We start from the raw sequence: 19,853 nt of genomic DNA on the forward strand, positions 1-19,853 counted from the left end.
AGCGGTCTTTTCTGACCAAGGTTGGGACGGTCTACCACTTCTCTCAATATACAAGGTTGGGTTGAAGCATGAAACCCAACGCCCGCTCATGTTACGCTACCGCTAACCCATCCTACAAATAATTGTGCCTCCCTACTTAAATTACTGGCTGAGAATTATCGGTAGTCGGACAAAAGTACAGTTAACTGTGCAGACAAGGCAACAGTAAGGGTTTCGGCCTTGGTTACATTTCTTAACATAGTCTTGTTTATAGCCTTTCTCATCAAGATGAAGTGTAACCTAATTTGCTATGGACGACCGGCGATCGACCCCCCAAAACGAAAACTTCCTACCTCACCATTAAGATAACTGCTCTCAAGCTCACTTTTTCACTAGCTTGAGCAACTCTCGAAAACGTTGGCGTAATCTCTCGATATTAACTGATAATAACATTGGTATCGAGAACAAAGCGTTTAGTCATCTTCATTTAAGAGAGATTCTAAAATTTCAGGGGTTAATCCTTTCTCTTGTGCTTTTTGTCCAATAGTATCCATAGTTTTATATAATTTCTCCAGAGATTCTTTTCTAGATAAATTTGAAGATTGAACATAAAAAGCGATTTTTCCTGCTATTTTTTGACGATCCTCTTCCGTTGCATTCCAATAAGTTTCAGCAACATCTAAAGGAACTTTAATTCGGATTTCTGTTTGATAGTTTGTCATAATTATATTTTCTTAGTTTAGTAGTAAAGAAATTTAGTCGAAATTAATAGCCTCCCTTCCGCCAGCGTTACAGTCTAGAAGTTTCAGTTACTCTAGCGCATTGTTAAACCGATTGTCAAGTTTAGTTACTCTCAATTTAAGATATGTAATTTACTTTGGTTGCGAAAAACCAACGCCGCTAGTGTAAGTATTCTCCAGCGCCGGGGCTAAATCTAAAGATGACGTTGGGGGGAAGGCTAATGTGGGAACGGTAAATAAATTTCGCTGAGTTGCTTGCTATGATTAGGGGTAATTATTAACACTTCTTAAAGAGCGAGTGGGAAAATGAGGCAAGTCATTGTATATCGAGACGAAGATGGCTATTGGATTGTGGAGTGTCCAAGTCTCAAAGGCTGTGTTAGTCAGGGAAAAACGAAAGAAGAAGCCTTGATTAATATAAAAGAGGCGATTGCCGGTTATATTGCGGCTTTAGCGGAAGACGGCCTGCCGATTCCAGCAATTATTAGAGACGTTGAAGTCTAAGCAGTCCCCTCCCTATATCCTGCTAGTGTTGATCGATAAGGCGAGGGGGTGTTATGTTTTTGATCCTGCTGAAAAGTACCGTCTCGTCAAGGCGTTTCCAGATTATGAAGAGGCTCAACTCTGGCTCTTGGAAGATGAATACGAACCGATTGAAGGACGATTATCTAGTGAGGAAAGCGCTTAGATTTGTTTAAACTTGTCGTTTGGAATAAAGTCAGAATATCGCCTTACCAGTGCCGTTAGGGTAAGCGCCGAGATAGTTACGAATGGAGTCAGGTTTGGGTAATTGGCGCTAGGATTATCAGAAGATTTTCTTTCGGCGCTGGTAGAAAACAATTAAGAGGATTTATGATCCCAGTTAATGAGGCTCAACAAAAGTTGCAGGATTTGATTGATTCAGTGACTGTTTCCCACGAACCCATTATTATTGAGGGATGCGATGGTAATGCAGTTTTGCTATCTGAAGGGGATTGGAAATCGGTACAAGAAACGTTATATCTCCTCTCAATTCCGGGGATGCGAGAATCAATTCGGGAGGGACTGGCAACGCCGGTTGAAGAATGTGCTGAGGAGCTAGAATGGTGAGGTGGAAATTGGTTTACACCAAACAGGCGCAGAAAGACGCTAAGAAGCTTAATTCTAGTCATTTAAAAAATAAAGCGCAGATGTTACTTGACATTCTTCAGGTCAATCCATTCCAAAATCCCCCGCCTTAGGAAAAGTTAGTGGGAGATTTGAATGGTGTGTACTCTCGGCGAATAAGCATTCAGCATCGTCTTGTGTACGAAGTTATTCAATCTGAGGGTATAGTTAAAATCCTGCGGATGTGGACACATTATGAATAGCGTTAAGACATCGTTAAATCTAGGATTTGCTGAAAAACTTTTTCGGCAAACCCTAACTATAGGCTCAAGCTCACTTTTTCACCAGCTTGGGCAACTCTCGAAAACGTTGGCGTAATCTCTCGATATTAGCCGATTTCCCGCCGTAACGCCAATCAACGTAGGCGCAAGCAATCTCCTCGATAATATTCGCCACTGGCGGCGGTTGGACGCTGCGGGCGGCGGTGGCGTATTCTAAAGGGGTTTGAGCGGGATGTTTACCATAACCAGCTTCTGTTAAGATTCCTAACATTTGCTGGTATAAACGCTCGATTGGTGGTAGTTTTGCTAACCGGCGACTCCTACGCCAACGATGGAACTGTCGCCATCCTAACCAACCAGCGTAAGCGAAGACAACCCCCACTAAACCGCCGAGAATTCCCCCTAAAAGACTGCCGGAAATAAAGCGCCATAACCAGGCCAATAACTGACCGATAGTAACGATAACATTTTCCCAAATCAGACCGAGAAAACCCGTTACTGGAGAGGGCAACCATCCGGCTACCCATTGCCAAAATTGCTTGAGGACGCTAAAAGGTTCCACTTCCTCAAAGGATGGGGGAATTAATTCGTGGCCCGGGATAGGATCGAAATTGTACCAACCGTAACCTGGAAAAAACACCTCTGTGATGGCGTAAGCGTCCGTATTTTGGACAACATAAAAGCCAGTGAAAGGATTAAACTGGCCAGGGGCAAAACCGGTGGCTAATCGGGCAGGAATACCGATCGAGCGTAACATAATCGTTAACACGCTGGAAAAATGATCGGCGTAACCCCCCTGAAAACGAAACAAAAAGGCCGAGACTAAATCCTCATTTTCGGCTAAAAAGGGCAAATCGGTTTTTAATTCATAGTTTTGCTTTAATGCTTGGGCCAAATATAGGGCCTTCTCGTAGGGAGAGGTTAACGGTGTGGGAGATTTTGCCAGCAATTCCTCGGTTTTTCGGCGGACTTTCGGGGCAATTTCGGCAGGAATTTGTAAATAATACTTGAGAATAGCCTTCGGGTAAGTTTCTGGGGCCGATCGCAGTTGGCTGCGATTGCGTTCCGGCACTTGTGAGATTACAGTATAAGTTAGCCCTTCTGCTAATCCCCCCGGCGACCTTAAGCTATTTTCTCGGTCAAAAGATACCTGTCGGGTAGGAAAAAAGAGAAACTGAGGCGAAGTAAGAGCGGGGATAATATTCGGTAAACTGGAGACAATGCTGTAAGTTTGGACTACCTGATGGGTTTTTGCTTGGGTTGCAGGTAGCGGCACAAAAAAGCGATAGGACCAACTACTGCGATTTAAATCCTCTACTTCTTGATCTCGCGAGATTTGCCACCCTTGACCAGTATAGCGATCAAAGGCCATGGCGCGCCAGAATCCGGGGGCTTGAGAACGTACCCGCATGACTGTCTGGGGAGTCATACTTCCCCGCAAATTTTGGTTGATTTGGGGGTTAAAACCGTAATAAAAGGTAGGATCTAGCTGTCCTGACCCTGTAGTGGGACTATTACCGCCATTTACGCCACCATTCCCCGTTTCACCCTCGCGCACATAGCCGGGGTTAACGATTTGTCTGTCTCCCTGTTCAAAATCCTGATTTTCCATACCTCCTGGACTATTGACGGGAAAAGATTGAATTTGATAACCCGGAAAACGCGGCATCAGGGCAAAAATTGTCAATCCCAAGAGGAGAATGGTCAGAAAGAAAATCCCGAAACGTTTGGGAGAAAGGGGAGAATTTGGCGGGGAAACTAATTTTTTTGTAGCTAGACGGGGGGGTTTCTTTGCCAAGAAAGGGAGACTCTGATTGAGATTATCTAAACCTAAACGAGAACGATAGTCTAAAACTAGGGTAGGTAGGGATAAAAGCAGAAAGAGGATTAACCAAGGCGCAAAAGCAAGGGTTTGAGAGATTGTCCCAGCGACTCCCAAGAGAATTAAACCGATTACCATAGAATAACCTAAGTCTTTGCGTCGGGGCAGGTCAAAACTATGGAGAATTTGCAATTGAATTAATAATTGTGTTAGAGCAATGCGACTATCCTGCATCGCAACGATATTACCCAAGAATAGCGCCAACACTACCAACATTCCGATCGCTATACAGAATTTTGCCCCGATATTGCGCTTTTTCCTGCGTCGCCAACTCCAGATTCCGCCGATAATACTGAGAGGAACGGCCCAAATACTGGTATAACTATCAGTAGCCACATCGGTGGCGATAATACCGACGATTACTAAAGCTTGCACCAGAATTCTTAAAATAATCGATTCCTCGGTTTCTGGCAAGGGAGAAGATTCTATCTTTTGCCAGAGGGTTTTTAAGGAAGGTCTTGGACGAGCGGCACTGCTAACCATAGGGTAAATTGGGAGAAAGACAAAAAAGTTAATTTTATATTTCCCAGTTCTAATCTCGATCGCTCCATGGGGTAAAGTGGATTTTAGATGTCAGGAGTCAGGAGACTCCGAGACAGGAGACTCCGAGACAGGAGAAGGGAGCAGGGGAGATAGGGAGAAAAAAGCTGATTACTGATAACTGATTACTGATAACTGATCACTGATAACTGCTATAAAATTGGACTAGCCTTTTTCCCCAGAAAAAAATTCCCCCTCCATGACCTTAATCCTCTACAACACCCTCAGTCGTCGCGAAGAACCCTTTACCCCCCTCATCCCCGGCATTGTCTCCATGTATTGCTGCGGCATTACCGTCTATGATTATTGCCATTTGGGTCATGCGCGTACCTGTGTGGTTTGGGATGTGGTGCGGCGTTATTTAGAGTATCTCGGTTATAAAGTGCGCTATATTCAGAATTTCACCGATATTGACGATAAAATTCTCAATCGGGCTAAAAATGAACATACCACCATGGCAGCCGTGGCCGAGAGATTTATCGAGGCCTACTTTGAAGATATGGCAAAATTAGGAGTCAGACCGGCGGACGCTTATCCCCGGGCAACTCATACCCTCGACGGTATCAAGCGCCTAGTCCATGAATTAGAACAAAAAGGCTATGCTTACCCCAGCGATGGCGATGTTTACTATTCCGTCCGTCGTTTTTCCGATTATGGCAAACTATCAGGGCGAAAACTGGATGATCTGCAAGCCGGCGCCAGCGGCCGGGTAGAAACCGACGACCCGGAAGCAGTTAAGAAACAAGACCCCTTTGATTTTGCCCTCTGGAAGGGGGCAAAATCGGGGGAACCTAGTTGGGATTCTCCCTGGGGTCAAGGTCGTCCGGGGTGGCATATTGAATGTTCGGCCATGGTCAAAGAACAATTGGGAGAAACTATCGATATTCATGTGGGGGGAAGTGATCTAATTTTTCCCCACCACGAAAACGAAATCGCCCAAAGTGAAGCGGCTACCGGTAAACCTCTGGCCCACTATTGGTTACATAATGGCATGGTCAAGGTGGCAGGGGAAAAAATGTCGAAATCCCTCGGTAATTTCATCACTATTCGCGAGTTATTGGCAAAATATGACCCCTTAGCCGTGAGATTATTAATTTTAGGCGCCCAATACCGCAAACCGATCGATTTTTCCGATGAGGGATTGCTGGCGGCCACTAATGGCTGGCATACTTTACAAGAGGGTTTATCCTTTGGTTATAAGCATCTTCAGCAAGATAATCCTGGAATTACTGACCAAGAGCTAGAAAATCGCTTTCAAGAGGCGGTAAATCACGATTTTAACTTTGCCGGTGGTTTAGCGGTGTTATTTGAAATCGCTAAGGAATTACGCAAGGAAGGTAATAATTTAACCCATGCGGGTAAGACAGACAGCAATCTGGCCCAATTAGCGGTAAAATGGCATACTTTGGTGAAATTGTCTAGGGTTTTGGGCCTAGAAATTGCCGCCGACCAGAGGGAAAACCCTGTTTCTGAGGGAATTAGTGCAGCGGATATCGAAAATCTGATCCAACAACGGACAGAGGCAAAAAAAGCGAAAAATTACGCCGAAAGCGATCGCATTCGCGCACAATTAAAAGCCCAAGGCATTAGTTTAATCGATCAACCCGGGGGAGTGACTAAATGGTTAAGAGAGGGAGACTAGAAATTCTTTAACCACTTCCTCCACCCTGCGATCGCCTCCATCCACCTGATAGTTTAATTTCTGCATAGCTGTGGAGGTAATTTTGCCGGTGAGTTTCGCTAAAACCTGTCGCAATTGCGGATATTTTCGCAAACTATCCCGGTTAAAAATCGGTACCGCTTCGTAGGGAGGAAAATAGCGTTGATCATCTTCTAGGATGACTAAATCTAGCACGGGAATTAAGCCATCGGTGGAATTTCCCGCCACTAAATCCACTTGTTTTTCGGCTAAAGCGCGGTACATTAACCCTAAATCCATCACTTTCGGGGGTCCGGCAAAAGTTAGGCCGTAGGTCTTCGCTAATCCCTTGTAACCGTCTTCCCTTTCCAAAAATTCATAACCAAAACCCGCTTGCCAATTGGGTGTATATTTAGCCGCTTGCGAGAGAGTTTTAAGATTGTATTGACTGGCGGTTTCTCCCCGGATAACAATGGCGAAATTATTCTCGAATCCTAAACTGGGAAACACTTCTAGATTAAATTTTTCTGGATAAATCTCTTGCAGCTTTTCAGAGACTAATCGGGCATCGTTAAGGGGTTTTTCTTGCAAAATTCCCGTGAAAGCCGTGCCAGAATACTCCACATAACCGTCGATTTTACCCGCTTTCACCGCTTCATGACAGATCAGAGTACCACCGAGATTAAATTGACGTTCGACCCCTAAATTCGTCTCTTTTTCGATTTCCTGTGCCAAAATTTCCCCTAAAATCACCTGTTCAGTAAAATTTTTGGAACCGATCACCACTGTGCCGGGGGATGAATGGAAAATTTGAGTCAAGAGGAAAGATAGCAGGGCCAACCCAATTAAACCTAAGCCCCATTGCCATTTAGAGGGCTTTTTCGGGCGTTGCGAAGGGGAAAAGGTCTTTTCTAACCAACCGAGACTCCAATCGGCAACAAGGGCTAAAAAAGCGGCAGGAATTGCCCCCGCCAAAATTAACTGATTGTTGACCGTGGCAATACCGCGAAAAATAAACACTCCCAAACCACCGCCACCGATGGCAGCTGCGATCGTAGCCACACCGATAGCAATCACCGTCGCAATTCTCACTCCTGCCAAAATTGTCGCCCTGGCCAGGGGTAATTCGATATAGCGCAGGATTTGACCGTCGGTCATGCCTAGGGATAACCCGGCTAATTTTAATTCGGGATCAACTTTTTTGATGCCCAGATAGGTATTTAAAACAATTGGCAGTAAAGTATAGAGAGTTAGGGCAACAATAGCGGGAATTTTGCCGATTCCTCCCAAAAAAGGCACGGAAATTAAAAAACCAAATAGGGCTAAACTGGGGATAGTCTGTAGGGTGTTAACGATCGCTATAATTGGTTGAGCGAGAATAGCTTGACGACTAATTAAAATACCTAGAGGAATCCCGATTAAGCTACCCATAGCCATGGCTATTCCCGTCAAGAAAAGATGTTCTCCGGTGCGAAAAGCGATTTCCTTAGCATAATCTAGCCAAAAACTATCCATAAACTTCTCTTAAAGCGGCTGCTTCATCCTATTGTATAGAATGAATGGGATCTATTAGTTCCAGTCTTTATTTAAAGATTCTATCACCATCTTGACATTATTTCCTTGCTAAAGACAAATGACTAACAAATTTAATCCTCGGGCTAAAACTGTTGCCGATTGGGCCCATATCGGCATTGATAAACATTTTCATAAAGTTCTTAAACACGAAGCTGGGGTTTTACTCGATCAGGATACGGAAGAATTACATCAAATTCGTGTGGGAATGCGCCGTCTTCGCAGTACCTTAACCGGTTTTGCCCCCGCTTTAACCATGCCGAAATCTGCCGATCAAAAACGGGTGGGTAATCTGGGCAGAATTTTAGGAGAATTGCGGGATTTAGATGTGTTAAAATCGGCTTTTGTCGGCCATTATCAGCCAATTTTACCACCGAAAGAACAGGATTTACTGAAGAAAGTTTTACAAGTTCTCGAACACCGAAGGGAGAAGGCTTTTGCTAAGGTAGAAAAACTCTTAAAGTCCGATAAATTTCTCAATTTTAAGGCAGATTTTGCCAGTTGGTTGGATAATCCCACCTATCAACCGATTGGAAAATTAGATATTGCCACAGTTTTACCAGACTTATTATTACCGCAAGCGAGTCGCTTTTTACTCCATGAAGGCTGGTTAATTGGGGTAAATTTAGAGGAAAATCAAAAAGTAAGAGAGTTTTCTAGTCAAGAAATTGATGACTTATTGGAAAAAGAAGGATTATTACTGCACGATCTCCGTAAAGAAGCCAAGCGTTCCCGCTATAATATGGAGTTATTCACTCAGTTTTATAGCGACAAATATCAAGAGTACCTAGAAGATATTAAAACCCTTCAAAGTATTCTCGGAGAAATGCAGGATTGTTGTGTTCTCTCGGATTTTCTTAGCCAAATTTTCCCTAATTGTCTTGCCAAGGAAATGCCCACCTTACTAGAAATTTTCCAAAATATCCGTCACCAAAAATGGCAAGAATGGCAACCGCTACAAAAGAAATTCCTTGACGCTGACACAAGAAAAAGTCTGCACGAGACAATTTTACAGCCTATTTTTTGGCAAAACAGTGTAGAATTAGAAACTAATCCAGAATCCTGAGATTAGGAACCGATGAATTTTTTTCAAAAGTTAAACCACGCCATTAGTCAAAACCAGACTCTACTTGTCCTCGGTTTAGATGCTAACCCCGAAATGATGCCCTCCACCCCGGGAGAATTAATCGTTAATTTAGAACAGTGGCTCAAGTTTATTATCGATGAAACTGCCCCTTTTGTCTGTGCCTACAAGCCAACTTTAGGCTTTTATCAAGCTTTGGGAGCAGCCGGGTTAGAATTATTACAGCGAATTTTAACGGCAATTCCCGATCATATCCCGGTAATTTTGGATGCTAAACACGGCGATATTAATACTAGCAGTATTTTAGCCGAGACTATCTTTAAAACTTGGCAGGTGGACGCGGTTACTCTCAATCCCTACTCCGGACAGGATCACGTTGCTCCTTTTTTAGTTTATCCCGAGCATGGCGCTTTTATCCTCTGTCATACTTCCAATCAAGGCGCGATTAATCTGCAAGAATTCCCCAGTCGCGACAATCCTTTTTATCTGCAAGTCGTCAAAGAAGCTTGTACCTGGGGAACTCCCGAACAGGTGTTTTTAGAAGTGGGAACCACTCAACCGGAGATTTTGAAAAAGATTCGCAATTTTGCCCCCGAAAGATTGATTTTATTACGCAGTATTTGGGAAGACAAAAGTAAATTCTCCGAGTTAATTACTGTGGGTTTAAATAGTCATGGCGAGGGTTTATTAATTCCTGTACCCCAAGACTTTTTATCTCAACCAGATTTGGGAACAAAAGTCAAGGATTTACGAGAGGAAGTCAACAAAATTAAACAAAATCACCAGCAAGAATCGAGCGGAGATGATACTTGGACTGCTAACGTTTGTCTTTTAAAACAACATCCTCATCAGGATTTAATTCTACAATTATTTGATATTGGTTGCTTGCTGTTTGGCGATTATGTGCAAGCATCGGGAGAAACTTTTTCCTATTATATTGATCTGAGAAAAATTATCTCTAATCCTAATATTTTTCAGCAGGTAATTGAAGCCTATGGAGAAATATTAAAAACCTTGACATTTGACCGCATTGCTGGTATCCCCTACGGCTCTTTACCTACAGCCACGGGTTTATCTTTATTATTAAATCATCCGATGATTTTCCCCCGCAAAGAAGTAAAAGCTCACGGCACAAGAAGAGTAATTGAAGGTAATTTTCAAGTGGGGGAAACCGTGGTAGTGGTGGACGATATTTTAATTTCTGGCAAAAGTGCGATCGAGGGGGCAGCAAAGATTAAATCGGCGGGATTATTAGTTAATGATATCGTGGTTTTTATCGACCATGGTGGCCCTGTTAAAGAGAAACTTCGTAGCCATGGTTATCAAGCTTATTCGGTTTTAACCCTAGCAGAAATTACCGATACTCTCTACGAAGCGGGAAGGCTGACAGAAGCAGAATATAGCTGTTTTTTAAATCGCTCCCATTGATATTTAGGGTTTGCGGCAAAAAGTAGGGGCGAAGCATTCGGATAGAATATCTAGGGTTTCACCGATAGGTTATTGCCCGAATGCTTCGCCCCTACAGGACGCGGGCCGATGAAGAGGCCAGGTTTTGAACCACGATTCTCTCAAAATCTTGCACCTGTGGGAGCGAAACAGAACCCTAAAACCCTTACCTCGTCTATATTTCACATTTATTCAGCAAGCTCTACTTAGTTTCTAGCCTTCTTTTTCGGTAGGAGAATCGCCGAATCCTTTCTTGGAGCCTTTTGCCTTTTGCCTGTTGCCTGTTGCCTTCAGAAGCTGATTACTGATCACTGATTACTGATCACTGAAAATTGTTAAGAAGCTTGACTGCGTAATACCTTTAGGGTATTCAGGAGCTTGCTTTCTTCTTTTTCCTCAAAAATAGTTAAATCTTCGGGTTTACAACGTTTTATATGTAATTTAATTCCCTGCGCTCCTTCTGTTTTCAAATCTTCTTCGTAACCAGCTTGAGCGACCACAGCCTCGTCTTTAGCGAGAAAAGGACCGAAATAATAAGTACATCTGGGATAGTCGGTTTTAATCTCGACCCAGTAGGCTAATCCGAACATTTCCAGTAAGCTAATCAAAAATTCTTTCATTTCGTTCCCCATCTAAATCTACTCTGGTGGTTTTGTTACGTTCGTTTACATTTCGCAAACTTCCTTCCTATTTTATTTATACTTTCTCCTTTTGGCTATTGGGAGTGTCGAAAAATACAGATTTTCAGTCGGGGGAATTTTGCCAGCGTTGACGGTAAACTTCATAAAGAGCCATAGCCGCCGCCACCGAAGCATTGAGACTGGGGGTTTTGCCTGCCAAGGGGATAGATACCAACTCATCGCAGGACTTTTGGGTCAACAGACTCAAACCCTCTCCCTCCGAACCTAGCACCAATCCTATCGCACCCGTTAAATTAATTGTGTGTAAGGATTTACCACTTTTTGCCGCCGTGCCGTAGAGCCAAAAACCCGCCGCTTTTAATTCCTCTAAAGCACGATTGAGATTAACCACCCTGGCCACAGGTAAATATTCCAAGGCCCCCGCCGCCACTTTCATCACCGTCGATGTCACCCCGGCGGCGCGACGTTGGGGAATAACTACCCCCTGACAACCCATGGCTTCGGCGGTGCGAATAATTGCCCCAAGGTTATGGGGATCCGTAATACCTTCAGCGATGACGATGACGGGGTGGCGACTTCTGCCCTTAGCTTTCTCGATCAGATCGGCTAATTCGATATACTCATAGGGAGACATCTGGGCGGCAATCCCCTGATGATTGGCCTTATTGGTAATCTGATCGAGACGCAGATCGTCCACCTCATCAATTACCGTGCCGTTGGCCTTGGCTTTTTCTAAGAGGGTATGATAACGGGGATCGTAACGGAGTCGATTGACCACCCAAATCCGATTAAGTTGGCGCTCCTCCTCCATGGCCGTTAAAACCACCCGGCGACCGTAGAGCAGATCATCAGCTTCTTGGTTTTCTGGAGTTACTGCCGGGGATTTAGCCAGAATTGGCCCGGTTTTCGGCCGCGAGGGCCGGCGAAAATTACTATTATCGGACTTGCCACGAAATGGTCGATCGCTCATGATTGGATGGATTAAGAGTAAAGTCGGGAATCGTCCCTGAGGGCTATAATTCTAGTTTTTCTAATAGTTGATGTAATCTTGAGGGGTCTTGCAGATAAAGATAGCCGAACAGGGTTTCTAAACTGCTGGCCTGCTGATAGACTTGGGCTGTCAGACGACGGCGTTTTCCCGTGACCGCATTGCGTCCCCGGCGCAGAATTTCTTTTTCTTGGTCCGTCAGATAGGGCTGCAGTTGTGCTAAATCTAAAGCCTGTTGTTCGGCCCTGACTTTGCCCACCACCTGAGCGTGATAGTCTCCCAGACGCTGGGGCGGCAGTAAATAATAGGTGCGGATGTATAATTCATAAACAGCATCCCCTAGATAGGCCAGAGAAGCAGGCGATAATCGGTCAAGACCCTCTAGGAGTTGTGACCCCTCGCCACTTAGCTGTAAGCGAATTTTTTCGAGAGGAGATTCCACGATTTACGCTTTTTCCAGATATTTGATCGCCGCTTCCAGGGTGGGTTGCAGGGAAAAAAACTTCTCCAATCGCACCAGTTTTACAGTTTGAGTTACCCGGGGATTGGTAACAATTTGTAAACTGCCCCCTTCGGTTTTGGCCTTTTTTACCAATTTTACTAAAGCCCCTAAACCGGAGCTATCGATAAAATCAATCTGAGCGAGGCTAATAATCACATCCTTGGGACCTTCCTCCACATAGCCTTCGATCACCTTACAAAAAGTCGGTTCGGAAAAGGCATCTAAAAGACCCGTCAAACGGAAAATTTGGTACTTATCTCTGACCTCACGCGTGCCTCGCAAGCTGACGGTCAAGTTAATTGCTTCCGGAATAATCCCCTCCTAGCTCTAGAGCCGTAAAAATCAAAACCCTAGTATATCCTAAAAATTTACGACCGATCCTTTTTTGCTTGCCGCATTAAATCGACAAATTTGGCAAACAGATAATCGGCATCGTGGGGGCCGGGACTGGCTTCGGGGTGGTATTGTACCGAGAAAAAGGGCAAAGACCTGTGTTTTAAACCCGCTACGGTGCGATCATTGAGGTTGAGATGGGTAATCTCCACTTGCGGATTTAAAGAGGCTTCCTGCACCGCAAAACCGTGATTCTGACTGGTAATTTCCACCTGTTGCCGCAGTCCACAGGGTTGATTTAACCCGCGATGACCAAATTTCAGTTTAAAGGTTTCTGCTCCTAGGGATAGCCCCAAAATTTGATGACCCATACAGATGCCAAAAGTGGGTTTTTCCCCTTGTAAAAGTTGCTTGGCTAGGGCAATACCTTCGGTGACAGCCGCCGGATCTCCCGGTCCGTTAGAAAAGAAAATACCATCGGGATTATAGGCGGCGATTTTTTCCGGGGGAGTGTCGGCGGGAACCACGATCACCCGACAACCGTAGCTGGCTAAACGCCGGAGAATATTGCGTTTGATGCCAAAATCGATCGCCACCACCGTTAACGGTTCTTGATCGCTATCAATTGGCGCAAATTCCCAGGCGGACGGGGTGGGAGTCGTCCATTCGTACACTTCCTTGGTGGTAACTTCCTTAACTAGATTTAACCCCGCCATACTGGGGGCCGCCTGCACCAGCCGCAGTAAATCGTGATAATCGAGTATTTCCGTAGAAATTGCCCCATTCATCGCCCCAACAGAGCGAATTTTGCGGGTCAGAGACCGGGTATCGATGCCATAGATGCCAATAACATGATGATCGGCCAGATAATCCGGTAGGGATTGGGTAGAACGCCAATTACTGGGCCGGTGGCAGATATTTTTTGCGATCGCTCCTTTCACCTGGGGACGAATTGACTCCTCATCCTCGGGGTTAACCCCCGTATTTCCCAATTCCGGATAGGTAAAAGTGACGATTTGACCGGCATAACTGGGATCGGTGAGGACTTCCTGATAACCAGTCATCCCCGTGTTAAAGACAACTTCGCCGACGGTGGTTCCCTGGGACCCGAAGGAATAACCCTCGTAAACCGTACCATCGGCTAGAACTAATAAGGCTTTTTGACTAGCAGCACTTGATATCATCGTCAATTTTTTAATCTTGAGTAGTGGTGAGAAACAGAAGTCAAGGATAGACTAGAACAGGGACTAGAAAACGAATTGCTTAGTTTTAATTGGCTAGAGCGTTTTATGATTAAGAGTACATCCGCTCAAGGACAACAGTTTCCCCTGACTAGCCATCGGCAAGATCCTATCGCTTAAAAAATAACTATATAAGTAATATGAGTGCAAGAAAACTGACTGATGCCACGAAAAAAGAAATTCTTAAGCTTTATCGGGAAACGGAGGCCACCACTTCCACCTTAGCCGAGCGTTATGGCGTGAGTAGTTCTACGGTCAGTCGTTTTCTCAAAAATTCTTTTTCTAGCGAGGAATACGAGCAATTAATCCAGAAAAAACGCTTGGCCCGTAATCCTCGTGGCCTCGAGGCGGAGGGAGCAGCAGCGGATTTATCGGAAAAAGCGATCGAGGTGATTAGTTTTCGGGCAGCCCACATCGCAGCTAAGGATGAGCAGGCTTTTCAGCAACCGATCGCTTCTGTGGAACAATTAACCCTGTTAATGGATACCTCTTACCCGCCAGAAGCAGATCATTCGGAAGATATAGAAATTAATGGCGATAAACCACTAGAAGACGCTAATTTAACCGAGTTTTTCGTCGAAGCTATCGAGGAAGAGGAGGAGGAAGATGAGCTTGACGAGGATTGGGATGAAGAGGAGGATGAAGATGAAGATGAAGACGAGGAGGAGGAGGAACTAGCGGGGAGCTATTTAGGCCCGACTATCGTTAAAACAGCCCAATTACAGATATTACCCCTATCGGCGGCGGCTTTTCCCAAAACCTGTTACTTGGTCATTGATCGCGCTGCCGAATTAATCACCCGTCCCCTCAAGGATTTTGCCGAATTGGGTAAGGTTCCCCCTCAGGAAATCCAGCAGCGCACCCTCCCCATCTTTGAAAGTCATCGCATCGCTCGTCGTTTCTCCAAGCGCAAGGAAAAAGTGATTAAAGTTCCCGACGGTCGCCTGATCGAAAAAGCTCACGCTCAACTGGAAGCTAAAGGGATCACCCGTCTGCTCATGGATGGTCGTATCTACGCTTTAGAGTAGGGAATTAGGGGATAGGAGACTTTTCAGTCTCCTCCGAACCCGTTGCTGAGGGTGGGGACTCCCACAGGTTCACAGCTGGCTGTTGACTCCAGCAGGTTCACTGCAAGGGGAAGCCAAAAAAGGAAACAAGCAGCCATGAACAATAACGAGATTGTGACTGTTCTCAAGGCTTTCTGTCAAGCCTGATTGAGATGCTCTTACCCTGTCATTTTAGATGAGTTTACCCTAAGAAAATATGCCAATCTCATTCAGAGTAGAACTAGCTTACCAATAATCGGCTATTAGTGAGCGAGGTTTTTTCTGGATTTATCACCAGGGTTACTGTAGTTCAAACTGGTATTACTTACCCAAGTTTTGGTTATCTGGTCAATAAAATATCGAAATATGCAAGAAAACGGAACCGCCGAGAATGTTTATAAGTTTTCTAGTACCTTATCTCCTTCCGATCCAAGCTATGTGGATAGAAGGGCTGATCTGGAACTGTACCAAGCTCTGATGAACAGTCAGTATTGTTATATTTTCAATTCTCGCAAAATGGGCAAGTCGAGTTTGACGGTACGCATCCAAACTCAAATTGAAGTCCAAGGAGTAGCCTGTTCCCGTATAGACTTAAATGAATTGGGGACATCAGTAGATCAATCTAGCTGGTATCATTCCTTAATTATTGAAATTGCCGAACAATTAAAACTAAACATGACGGATTTAGAATCCTGGATCGCCAGTCAATCTGTTTCTAATGTTGGGTTACTTAGACAATTTATTAAAGAAATTTTATTGAGAAAAATTTCAACCAGCATTGTTATTTTTATTGATGAAATTGATGTGGTTAGAAAACTACCTTTTGCTACTGATGACTTTTTTGCTTACCTTAGGTCTTGTCATGAAAAGCGAGTTATTAATTCAGATTTTAATCGTATTTCATTTGTTTTAATTGGCACGGCTACCCCCAATCAATTAATTCAGGATAGTCAAAGAACTCCTTTCAATATTGGTAAAGCAATTGAATTAAATGGACTGTCGTTAGAAGATAACTGTCAACCCTTGATGCAAGGACTAGAAGGGTTGGGTGTGTCCCCTCAAGAAATTCTACAAGAAATTTTTAGCTGGACTAATGGTCAACCTTTTCTAACTCAAAAATTGTGTTATTTAATGGCCAAGTTTAAAGTTCAAATACCTCGGTCTCTCTTATCAGCTTGGATGCGAGATTTTGTTTATAAACACATTATTGATAACTGGGAAAAACAAGATGAACCTGCTTTTTTATCAAGTATAAGAGAGCGACTTATTTATCATCCTGATCAAGGGTATTTACTAAGGGTTTATGCTAATGTTTTAAAAGGTAAATTGGTGAAAGCGAGTAACACACCAGAACATGATGAATTATTACTATCTGGATTAGTTATCGTCGATAATCAGGGCTATCTTAGAGTGGCTAATGCTATTTATCAGGCAATTTTTAATCAAAAATGGTTATATAATGTATTAGCAGCTAGTCGTCCTTATCAATCGGAAATTGCTAAGTGGGAAGACTCAAATTTTACCGATACAAATTGTTTACTGACAGGTAAAAAGTTAGAGGAATCTAAAAAATGGCAAGAAGATAAAGAATTAGATAGTATCGATTATCGTTTTTTAGCCGCATCTGAAAGCATTACTCGTCAAAAACAATCTCGTTTATTTATGTTAGCATCGGGAATATTTACTAGCATTGTTACAGGGTTACTTGGGTTGGGATTCTACCAGTCATGGCTGTTACCTTACTTTTATAAAATCCCCTATACTAAGGAGCCTGAACTATTTAGCCAAGGCGAAAAAAAGCTACTTATTAAACAGGAAAATTTTTATAAAGATCGGGGTATTTTGGCTTTTAAAAATGCTAATTATTTGGAAGCTAAACAGTTATTCAAAAAAGCCTATCTCGCTCATCCTGAAGATGCAGAAACCTTGATTTATTATAATAATGTTATCGCTTATTTAAGTAATAATTATGTGACTTTGGCGGTGGTTATTCCCAGTGGCAAAAAAAATGAAATTTCCCAAGAAATCCTTAAAGGGATTGCTCAAGCACAATATTTATTTAATAGCCAATTACCGACAAGTGCGAATAATTTATTTTTAAATATCGTTATTGCCAATGATAATAATGATGAAAAAGTTGCTAAGATAGTCGCCAAGGAAATCGTTAAAGACCCCAAAGTTATTGGAGTAATTGGACATTATTCTAGTGAAGCCACCTTAGCAGCTTTACCTATCTATGAAAGAGCCAAAATTACTTTAATTTCTTCGACAAGTTCCTCGGATGTAATTGAGAGTGAATACTTTTTTAGAACCGTTATCACCAATGAAAAAATTGGTGAGACTTTAGCTAATTATGCCAGCAAACATGATCTAGATAAAGTAATTATTTTTAATAATTCTAACCAGATTGATAGCCAAGAACTTACTCAAGAGTTTCATCAAGCTTTCCAAAAAAAAGGCGGTAAAATCACTAAAGTAATTGATTTATCATCTTCCCTAGATATTGACGCAGAAGTTTTCAAAGCATTTTCCCAAGATCAAGTTAGAGGAATTGTCTTATTTCCCAGTTTGGAATCAGCTTCTGTGGTAGTAGAATTATCCCATACTCTTGAACAGTTGAATACCAGCACCACTCCAGAACTGAAAAATAAGCTAGTTCTTTTAGGGAGTCATTCCATGTATGAACATGAAATGTTGGTTGATAGCGGTAAATTTATTGATAATTTAGTTTTGGCTGTGCCTTGGTTTTCCCATCTAATTAAGTCCCAAAATTTTGTCAGAGATGCTCAAGCTTTATGGAAAGAAGATATTAGTTGGCGAACCGCTACCAGTTATGATGCGGCCCAATCATTTATAGCTGCTATTAGAGCCTTGCAATCCCAGAATAAAATTTCTTCAGAGTTGATACAAGAATATTTAGAAAACCTCAATCTTTCGGCCAGTTTGACCTCAGGCAATTCTCTCAGGTTTGTAGATAATGAATCCGAATCTAATCGAGAACCAATTACTGTCAGGGTTAAGAGTAAGTTAGAAGCAAAACTTGAAAACTCAATTCAGTTTCAATTGGAATCTCAACGAGACTAATCAAGCAAGTCGTCAAAATATACTTGATACAAATTGCAACGCACCTCTAGGGTATCATAACTTTTGTGGATCAGTCCCAATCGTTCCAAAAATTGGACAGATTCTCCTTTCATTTGAGCCGGAGTCAGAGCTTTTTTCTGAAGAATTTGCCTAAAAATATTCCGTAGGTTAGCATTACTTTTCAGATATCTCATCAGTAGGAAAAAATGACTTTGAAATGGCTCTCGTCCCTGCAAGGCATCATCTAGAACCTTTTCTAGAGAATTCCCTTCTTGCAATTTTACCAAGATTAACTTAATTAAATAAGGATTACCTCCCACTAAGTTCATGACCTTGTGAACATCTGATAACGTCCAATTAATGCCATTAACTTGAGCGAAAGTGAGAACTTGTTCCGCATTAAAATCCGATAAACTAGCCACATAACCTACACCAATTAAGGGAGAGGCATAAAAATCGTAGTTGCTATAAAATTCCGTTGAATGAATAATAATTAAGCGCAGTTTCCGCCAAGGTTGGGAACGTCTTTCATGCCAACTTCTGAGAATACCACAAATTTCATTACCGATTGTTTCAGTTTCCAAAATTGTATCAAATTTTTCAAAGACAAAAACCAGAGGATTAGCACTGGGTTGGAGAACATATTCCTCTAAATATCGTCGAGTTTTGTGGGCAGGAGTTCCGGGACGAGACCAAAATTTATCGAGAAGAAATTCGTTAATCTTTAATTCTTGGGTAATGGTACGACAAATCGACAGCAGCAAGTCTTCACAACTAAGGGCAATAGTAGCTTTTTCCTCCTCACAATCAATGATAACTGGTTGATAATTATCTTGTTTGAGATGATGGACTAACCAATTAACTAAACGGGTTTTGCCACTATTATGAGGTGCGCGAATTCTTAGCAACGATTGTTCTTGCTGAAGAACTTTGAGACAATTTTCCTCCAGAGGTGGACGTTTTACATAATCCTTAATATAGGTCTGATAATCCTGTTGTTTTTCCTCATCTAAAGAGGAGAAAATAGCAGCAATTGCGGGAGATTGATGTTTACTTTTGTTTGCCCACTCTTGATCAAAGCTCCTTAGGTTAGTTAAAATATCATGACCCCGTTGCCAAAAAGTAATTTGAAAAGTACGAATTTTTCCTTGATTATTGAGACGATGATCTTCCAAAATACCTAAAAACTTTTCGTTAAGATATTCCGTCAAAGCATCCCGAATTTGCCATAACTCCAGCTTTTGACCACATTTTTCGGTCAGCATTTCTAAAGCATTAAGTTCGGCTTGAATTTTCAATTTTTTCTCATTAATCCAGCTAAATTTAATAGCCAGATTTTCACAATTATCCACCTCGTAGTTAGCAAACTTTAACAGAGCATTAAGTAGATATTTGGTTCTTTGCCTGGGAATATCCCCATAGGTAACTTTTCTAGACATTATCTCAAGTTTAGTAATTAAGGACTTTGCTGGTAATTGAAAAATTTAAGTAATGATTTGGTTACGGAATAAACTTAAAACAGTGAGTTTCCTATCCTCCTTTTTGAGTGCAAGCTTCGCTCCCCTGTTTAACAGCGTGCGCTAAATCCAACCGTTCGAGAAAAATTTGACCTGTCAGTTCGCGAGTTTTCAATTGATGCCATTCAGGTGCAACAAGATTGATTTCAGAGGGGTATTTGGGCAGTGGAAACAGAAATAATCCTTGCCGCTGCCACTGATCCCAATATTCTCTGACTTGCTTACTCGAACGATAGCGGATTTTTCTAGAGG

Annotated in this window: 17 protein-coding genes and 1 pseudogene; 9 read left to right on the forward strand and 9 right to left on the reverse strand. The window is 42.7% G+C overall.

Translation table 11 applies throughout. From position 1 onward, the window contains the following. Window positions 1-452: 452 nt before the first annotated feature. Window positions 453-701 (reverse strand): hypothetical protein, encoded by a 249-nt coding sequence (locus O9300_RS03875; RefSeq protein ID WP_287970154.1) that lies wholly within the window; start codon window positions 699-701, stop codon window positions 453-455. A gap of 324 nt (window positions 702-1,025) precedes the next feature. Between O9300_RS03875 and O9300_RS03880 the strand changes: the two genes are divergently transcribed. The 4 genes and pseudogenes from O9300_RS03880 to O9300_RS03895 all read left to right on the forward strand — a co-directional run bounded on the left by O9300_RS03880 (window position 1,026) and on the right by O9300_RS03895 (window position 2,068). Beyond that, complete coding sequence (locus O9300_RS03880) at window positions 1,026-1,223, forward strand: type II toxin-antitoxin system HicB family antitoxin (protein WP_002762992.1); 198 nt, start codon at window positions 1,026-1,028, stop codon at window positions 1,221-1,223. 25 nt (window positions 1,224-1,248) lie between these two features. Further along, complete coding sequence (locus O9300_RS03885; RefSeq protein ID WP_287970156.1) at window positions 1,249-1,407, forward strand: hypothetical protein; 159 nt, start codon at window positions 1,249-1,251, stop codon at window positions 1,405-1,407. A gap of 164 nt (window positions 1,408-1,571) precedes the next feature. Continuing rightward, entirely contained in the window at window positions 1,572-1,808 is a 237-nt protein-coding gene (locus tag O9300_RS03890; protein WP_002762994.1) for a type II toxin-antitoxin system Phd/YefM family antitoxin, read from the forward strand. Beyond that, window positions 1,802-2,068 (forward strand): annotated as a pseudogene (locus O9300_RS03895) (Txe/YoeB family addiction module toxin). The gene O9300_RS03890 and the pseudogene O9300_RS03895 overlap by 7 nt, the downstream one beginning before the upstream one ends. Before the next feature lie 70 nt (window positions 2,069-2,138). Here O9300_RS03895 and O9300_RS03900 read toward each other — a convergent pair. Beyond that, window positions 2,139-4,451, reverse strand: coding sequence for a transglutaminase TgpA family protein (locus tag O9300_RS03900; RefSeq protein ID WP_287970158.1), 2,313 nt, complete (start codon window positions 4,449-4,451; stop codon window positions 2,139-2,141). A gap of 256 nt (window positions 4,452-4,707) precedes the next feature. On the opposite strand from O9300_RS03900, the gene cysS reads away from it, so the two are divergent. Continuing rightward, window positions 4,708-6,150, forward strand: a complete 1,443-nt coding sequence (cysS, locus tag O9300_RS03905) for a cysteine--tRNA ligase (protein WP_287970160.1) — start codon at window positions 4,708-4,710, stop codon at window positions 6,148-6,150. Here cysS and O9300_RS03910 read toward each other — a convergent pair. Continuing rightward, window positions 6,133-7,662: a glycine betaine ABC transporter substrate-binding protein gene (locus O9300_RS03910; protein WP_287970162.1), complete on the reverse strand. Its 1,530-nt coding sequence runs from the start codon at window positions 7,660-7,662 to the stop codon at window positions 6,133-6,135. The genes cysS and O9300_RS03910 overlap by 18 nt on opposite strands. Before the next feature lie 118 nt (window positions 7,663-7,780). On the opposite strand from O9300_RS03910, the gene O9300_RS03915 reads away from it, so the two are divergent. Both O9300_RS03915 and O9300_RS03920 read left to right on the forward strand, forming a co-directional pair. Then, window positions 7,781-8,785 carry a CHAD domain-containing protein gene (locus O9300_RS03915; protein ID WP_287970164.1) on the forward strand — a complete coding sequence of 335 codons (1,005 nt, stop codon included), beginning with the start codon at window positions 7,781-7,783 and terminating at the stop codon, window positions 8,783-8,785. Window positions 8,786-8,797: 12 nt separating this feature from the next. Next, complete coding sequence (locus tag O9300_RS03920; protein ID WP_287970166.1) at window positions 8,798-10,231, forward strand: bifunctional orotidine-5'-phosphate decarboxylase/orotate phosphoribosyltransferase; 1,434 nt, start codon at window positions 8,798-8,800, stop codon at window positions 10,229-10,231. A gap of 353 nt (window positions 10,232-10,584) precedes the next feature. Here O9300_RS03920 and O9300_RS03925 read toward each other — a convergent pair whose 3' ends face one another. The 5 genes from O9300_RS03925 to carA form a co-directional block, all read right to left on the reverse strand. Beyond that, the gene (locus O9300_RS03925) at window positions 10,585-10,881 is read right to left on the reverse strand and encodes a DUF1816 domain-containing protein (RefSeq protein ID WP_147069117.1); all 297 of its coding nucleotides are present in this window, start codon (window positions 10,879-10,881) and stop codon (window positions 10,585-10,587) included. 112 nt (window positions 10,882-10,993) lie between these two features. Continuing rightward, complete coding sequence (gene rlmB, locus O9300_RS03930) at window positions 10,994-11,860, reverse strand: 23S rRNA (guanosine(2251)-2'-O)-methyltransferase RlmB (protein WP_287970168.1); 867 nt, start codon at window positions 11,858-11,860, stop codon at window positions 10,994-10,996. A gap of 43 nt (window positions 11,861-11,903) precedes the next feature. Further along, the gene (locus tag O9300_RS03935; protein WP_002763883.1) at window positions 11,904-12,320 is read right to left on the reverse strand and encodes a Mini-ribonuclease 3; all 417 of its coding nucleotides are present in this window, start codon (window positions 12,318-12,320) and stop codon (window positions 11,904-11,906) included. A gap of 3 nt (window positions 12,321-12,323) precedes the next feature. Continuing rightward, window positions 12,324-12,674, reverse strand: a complete 351-nt coding sequence (locus O9300_RS03940; RefSeq protein ID WP_002763884.1) for an STAS domain-containing protein — start codon at window positions 12,672-12,674, stop codon at window positions 12,324-12,326. 74 nt (window positions 12,675-12,748) lie between these two features. Then, window positions 12,749-13,897, reverse strand: a complete 1,149-nt coding sequence (gene carA, locus O9300_RS03945; protein ID WP_287970170.1) for a glutamine-hydrolyzing carbamoyl-phosphate synthase small subunit — start codon at window positions 13,895-13,897, stop codon at window positions 12,749-12,751. Window positions 13,898-14,094: 197 nt separating this feature from the next. Here carA and O9300_RS03950 point away from each other — a divergent pair, with 197 nt between their 5' ends. Both O9300_RS03950 and O9300_RS03955 read left to right on the forward strand, forming a co-directional pair. Beyond that, window positions 14,095-14,982, forward strand: coding sequence for a helix-turn-helix domain-containing protein (locus O9300_RS03950; RefSeq protein ID WP_287970175.1), 888 nt, complete (start codon window positions 14,095-14,097; stop codon window positions 14,980-14,982). Between the two features lie 384 nt (window positions 14,983-15,366). Next, window positions 15,367-18,084 (forward strand): AAA-like domain-containing protein, encoded by a 2,718-nt coding sequence (locus O9300_RS03955; protein WP_287970177.1) that lies wholly within the window; start codon window positions 15,367-15,369, stop codon window positions 18,082-18,084. Here O9300_RS03955 and O9300_RS03960 read toward each other — a convergent pair. Continuing rightward, window positions 18,081-19,523, reverse strand: coding sequence for an AAA-like domain-containing protein (locus O9300_RS03960; protein ID WP_287970179.1), 1,443 nt, complete (start codon window positions 19,521-19,523; stop codon window positions 18,081-18,083). The two genes, O9300_RS03955 and O9300_RS03960, sit on opposite strands and share 4 nt — an antisense overlap. Window positions 19,524-19,853 lie beyond the last annotated feature (330 nt).

Source organism: Microcystis sp. LE19-195.1E (assembly GCF_027532095.1).
Lineage (GTDB): Bacteria > Cyanobacteriota > Cyanobacteriia > Cyanobacteriales > Microcystaceae > Microcystis > Microcystis aeruginosa.

What these genes read in the sequence shown, in the direction of transcription:
- O9300_RS03875 (WP_287970154.1), bottom strand. Translation starts at nt 701, where the DNA reads ATGACAAACTATCAAACAGAAATCCGAATTAAAGTTCCTTTAGATGTT.
- O9300_RS03955 (WP_287970177.1), top strand. Translation starts at nt 15,367, where the DNA reads ATGCAAGAAAACGGAACCGCCGAGAATGTTTATAAGTTTTCTAGTACC.
- rlmB (WP_287970168.1), bottom strand. Translation starts at nt 11,860, where the DNA reads ATGAGCGATCGACCATTTCGTGGCAAGTCCGATAATAGTAATTTTCGC.
- O9300_RS03950 (WP_287970175.1), top strand. Translation starts at nt 14,095, where the DNA reads ATGAGTGCAAGAAAACTGACTGATGCCACGAAAAAAGAAATTCTTAAG.
- cysS (WP_287970160.1), top strand. Translation starts at nt 4,708, where the DNA reads ATGACCTTAATCCTCTACAACACCCTCAGTCGTCGCGAAGAACCCTTT.
- O9300_RS03915 (WP_287970164.1), top strand. Translation starts at nt 7,781, where the DNA reads ATGACTAACAAATTTAATCCTCGGGCTAAAACTGTTGCCGATTGGGCC.
- O9300_RS03920 (WP_287970166.1), top strand. Translation starts at nt 8,798, where the DNA reads ATGAATTTTTTTCAAAAGTTAAACCACGCCATTAGTCAAAACCAGACT.
- O9300_RS03880 (WP_002762992.1), top strand. Translation starts at nt 1,026, where the DNA reads ATGAGGCAAGTCATTGTATATCGAGACGAAGATGGCTATTGGATTGTG.
- carA (WP_287970170.1), bottom strand. Translation starts at nt 13,897, where the DNA reads ATGATATCAAGTGCTGCTAGTCAAAAAGCCTTATTAGTTCTAGCCGAT.
- O9300_RS03960 (WP_287970179.1), bottom strand. Translation starts at nt 19,523, where the DNA reads ATGTCTAGAAAAGTTACCTATGGGGATATTCCCAGGCAAAGAACCAAA.
- O9300_RS03925 (WP_147069117.1), bottom strand. Translation starts at nt 10,881, where the DNA reads ATGGGGAACGAAATGAAAGAATTTTTGATTAGCTTACTGGAAATGTTC.
- O9300_RS03890 (WP_002762994.1), top strand. Translation starts at nt 1,572, where the DNA reads ATGATCCCAGTTAATGAGGCTCAACAAAAGTTGCAGGATTTGATTGAT.
- O9300_RS03900 (WP_287970158.1), bottom strand. Translation starts at nt 4,451, where the DNA reads ATGGTTAGCAGTGCCGCTCGTCCAAGACCTTCCTTAAAAACCCTCTGG.
- O9300_RS03910 (WP_287970162.1), bottom strand. Translation starts at nt 7,662, where the DNA reads ATGGATAGTTTTTGGCTAGATTATGCTAAGGAAATCGCTTTTCGCACC.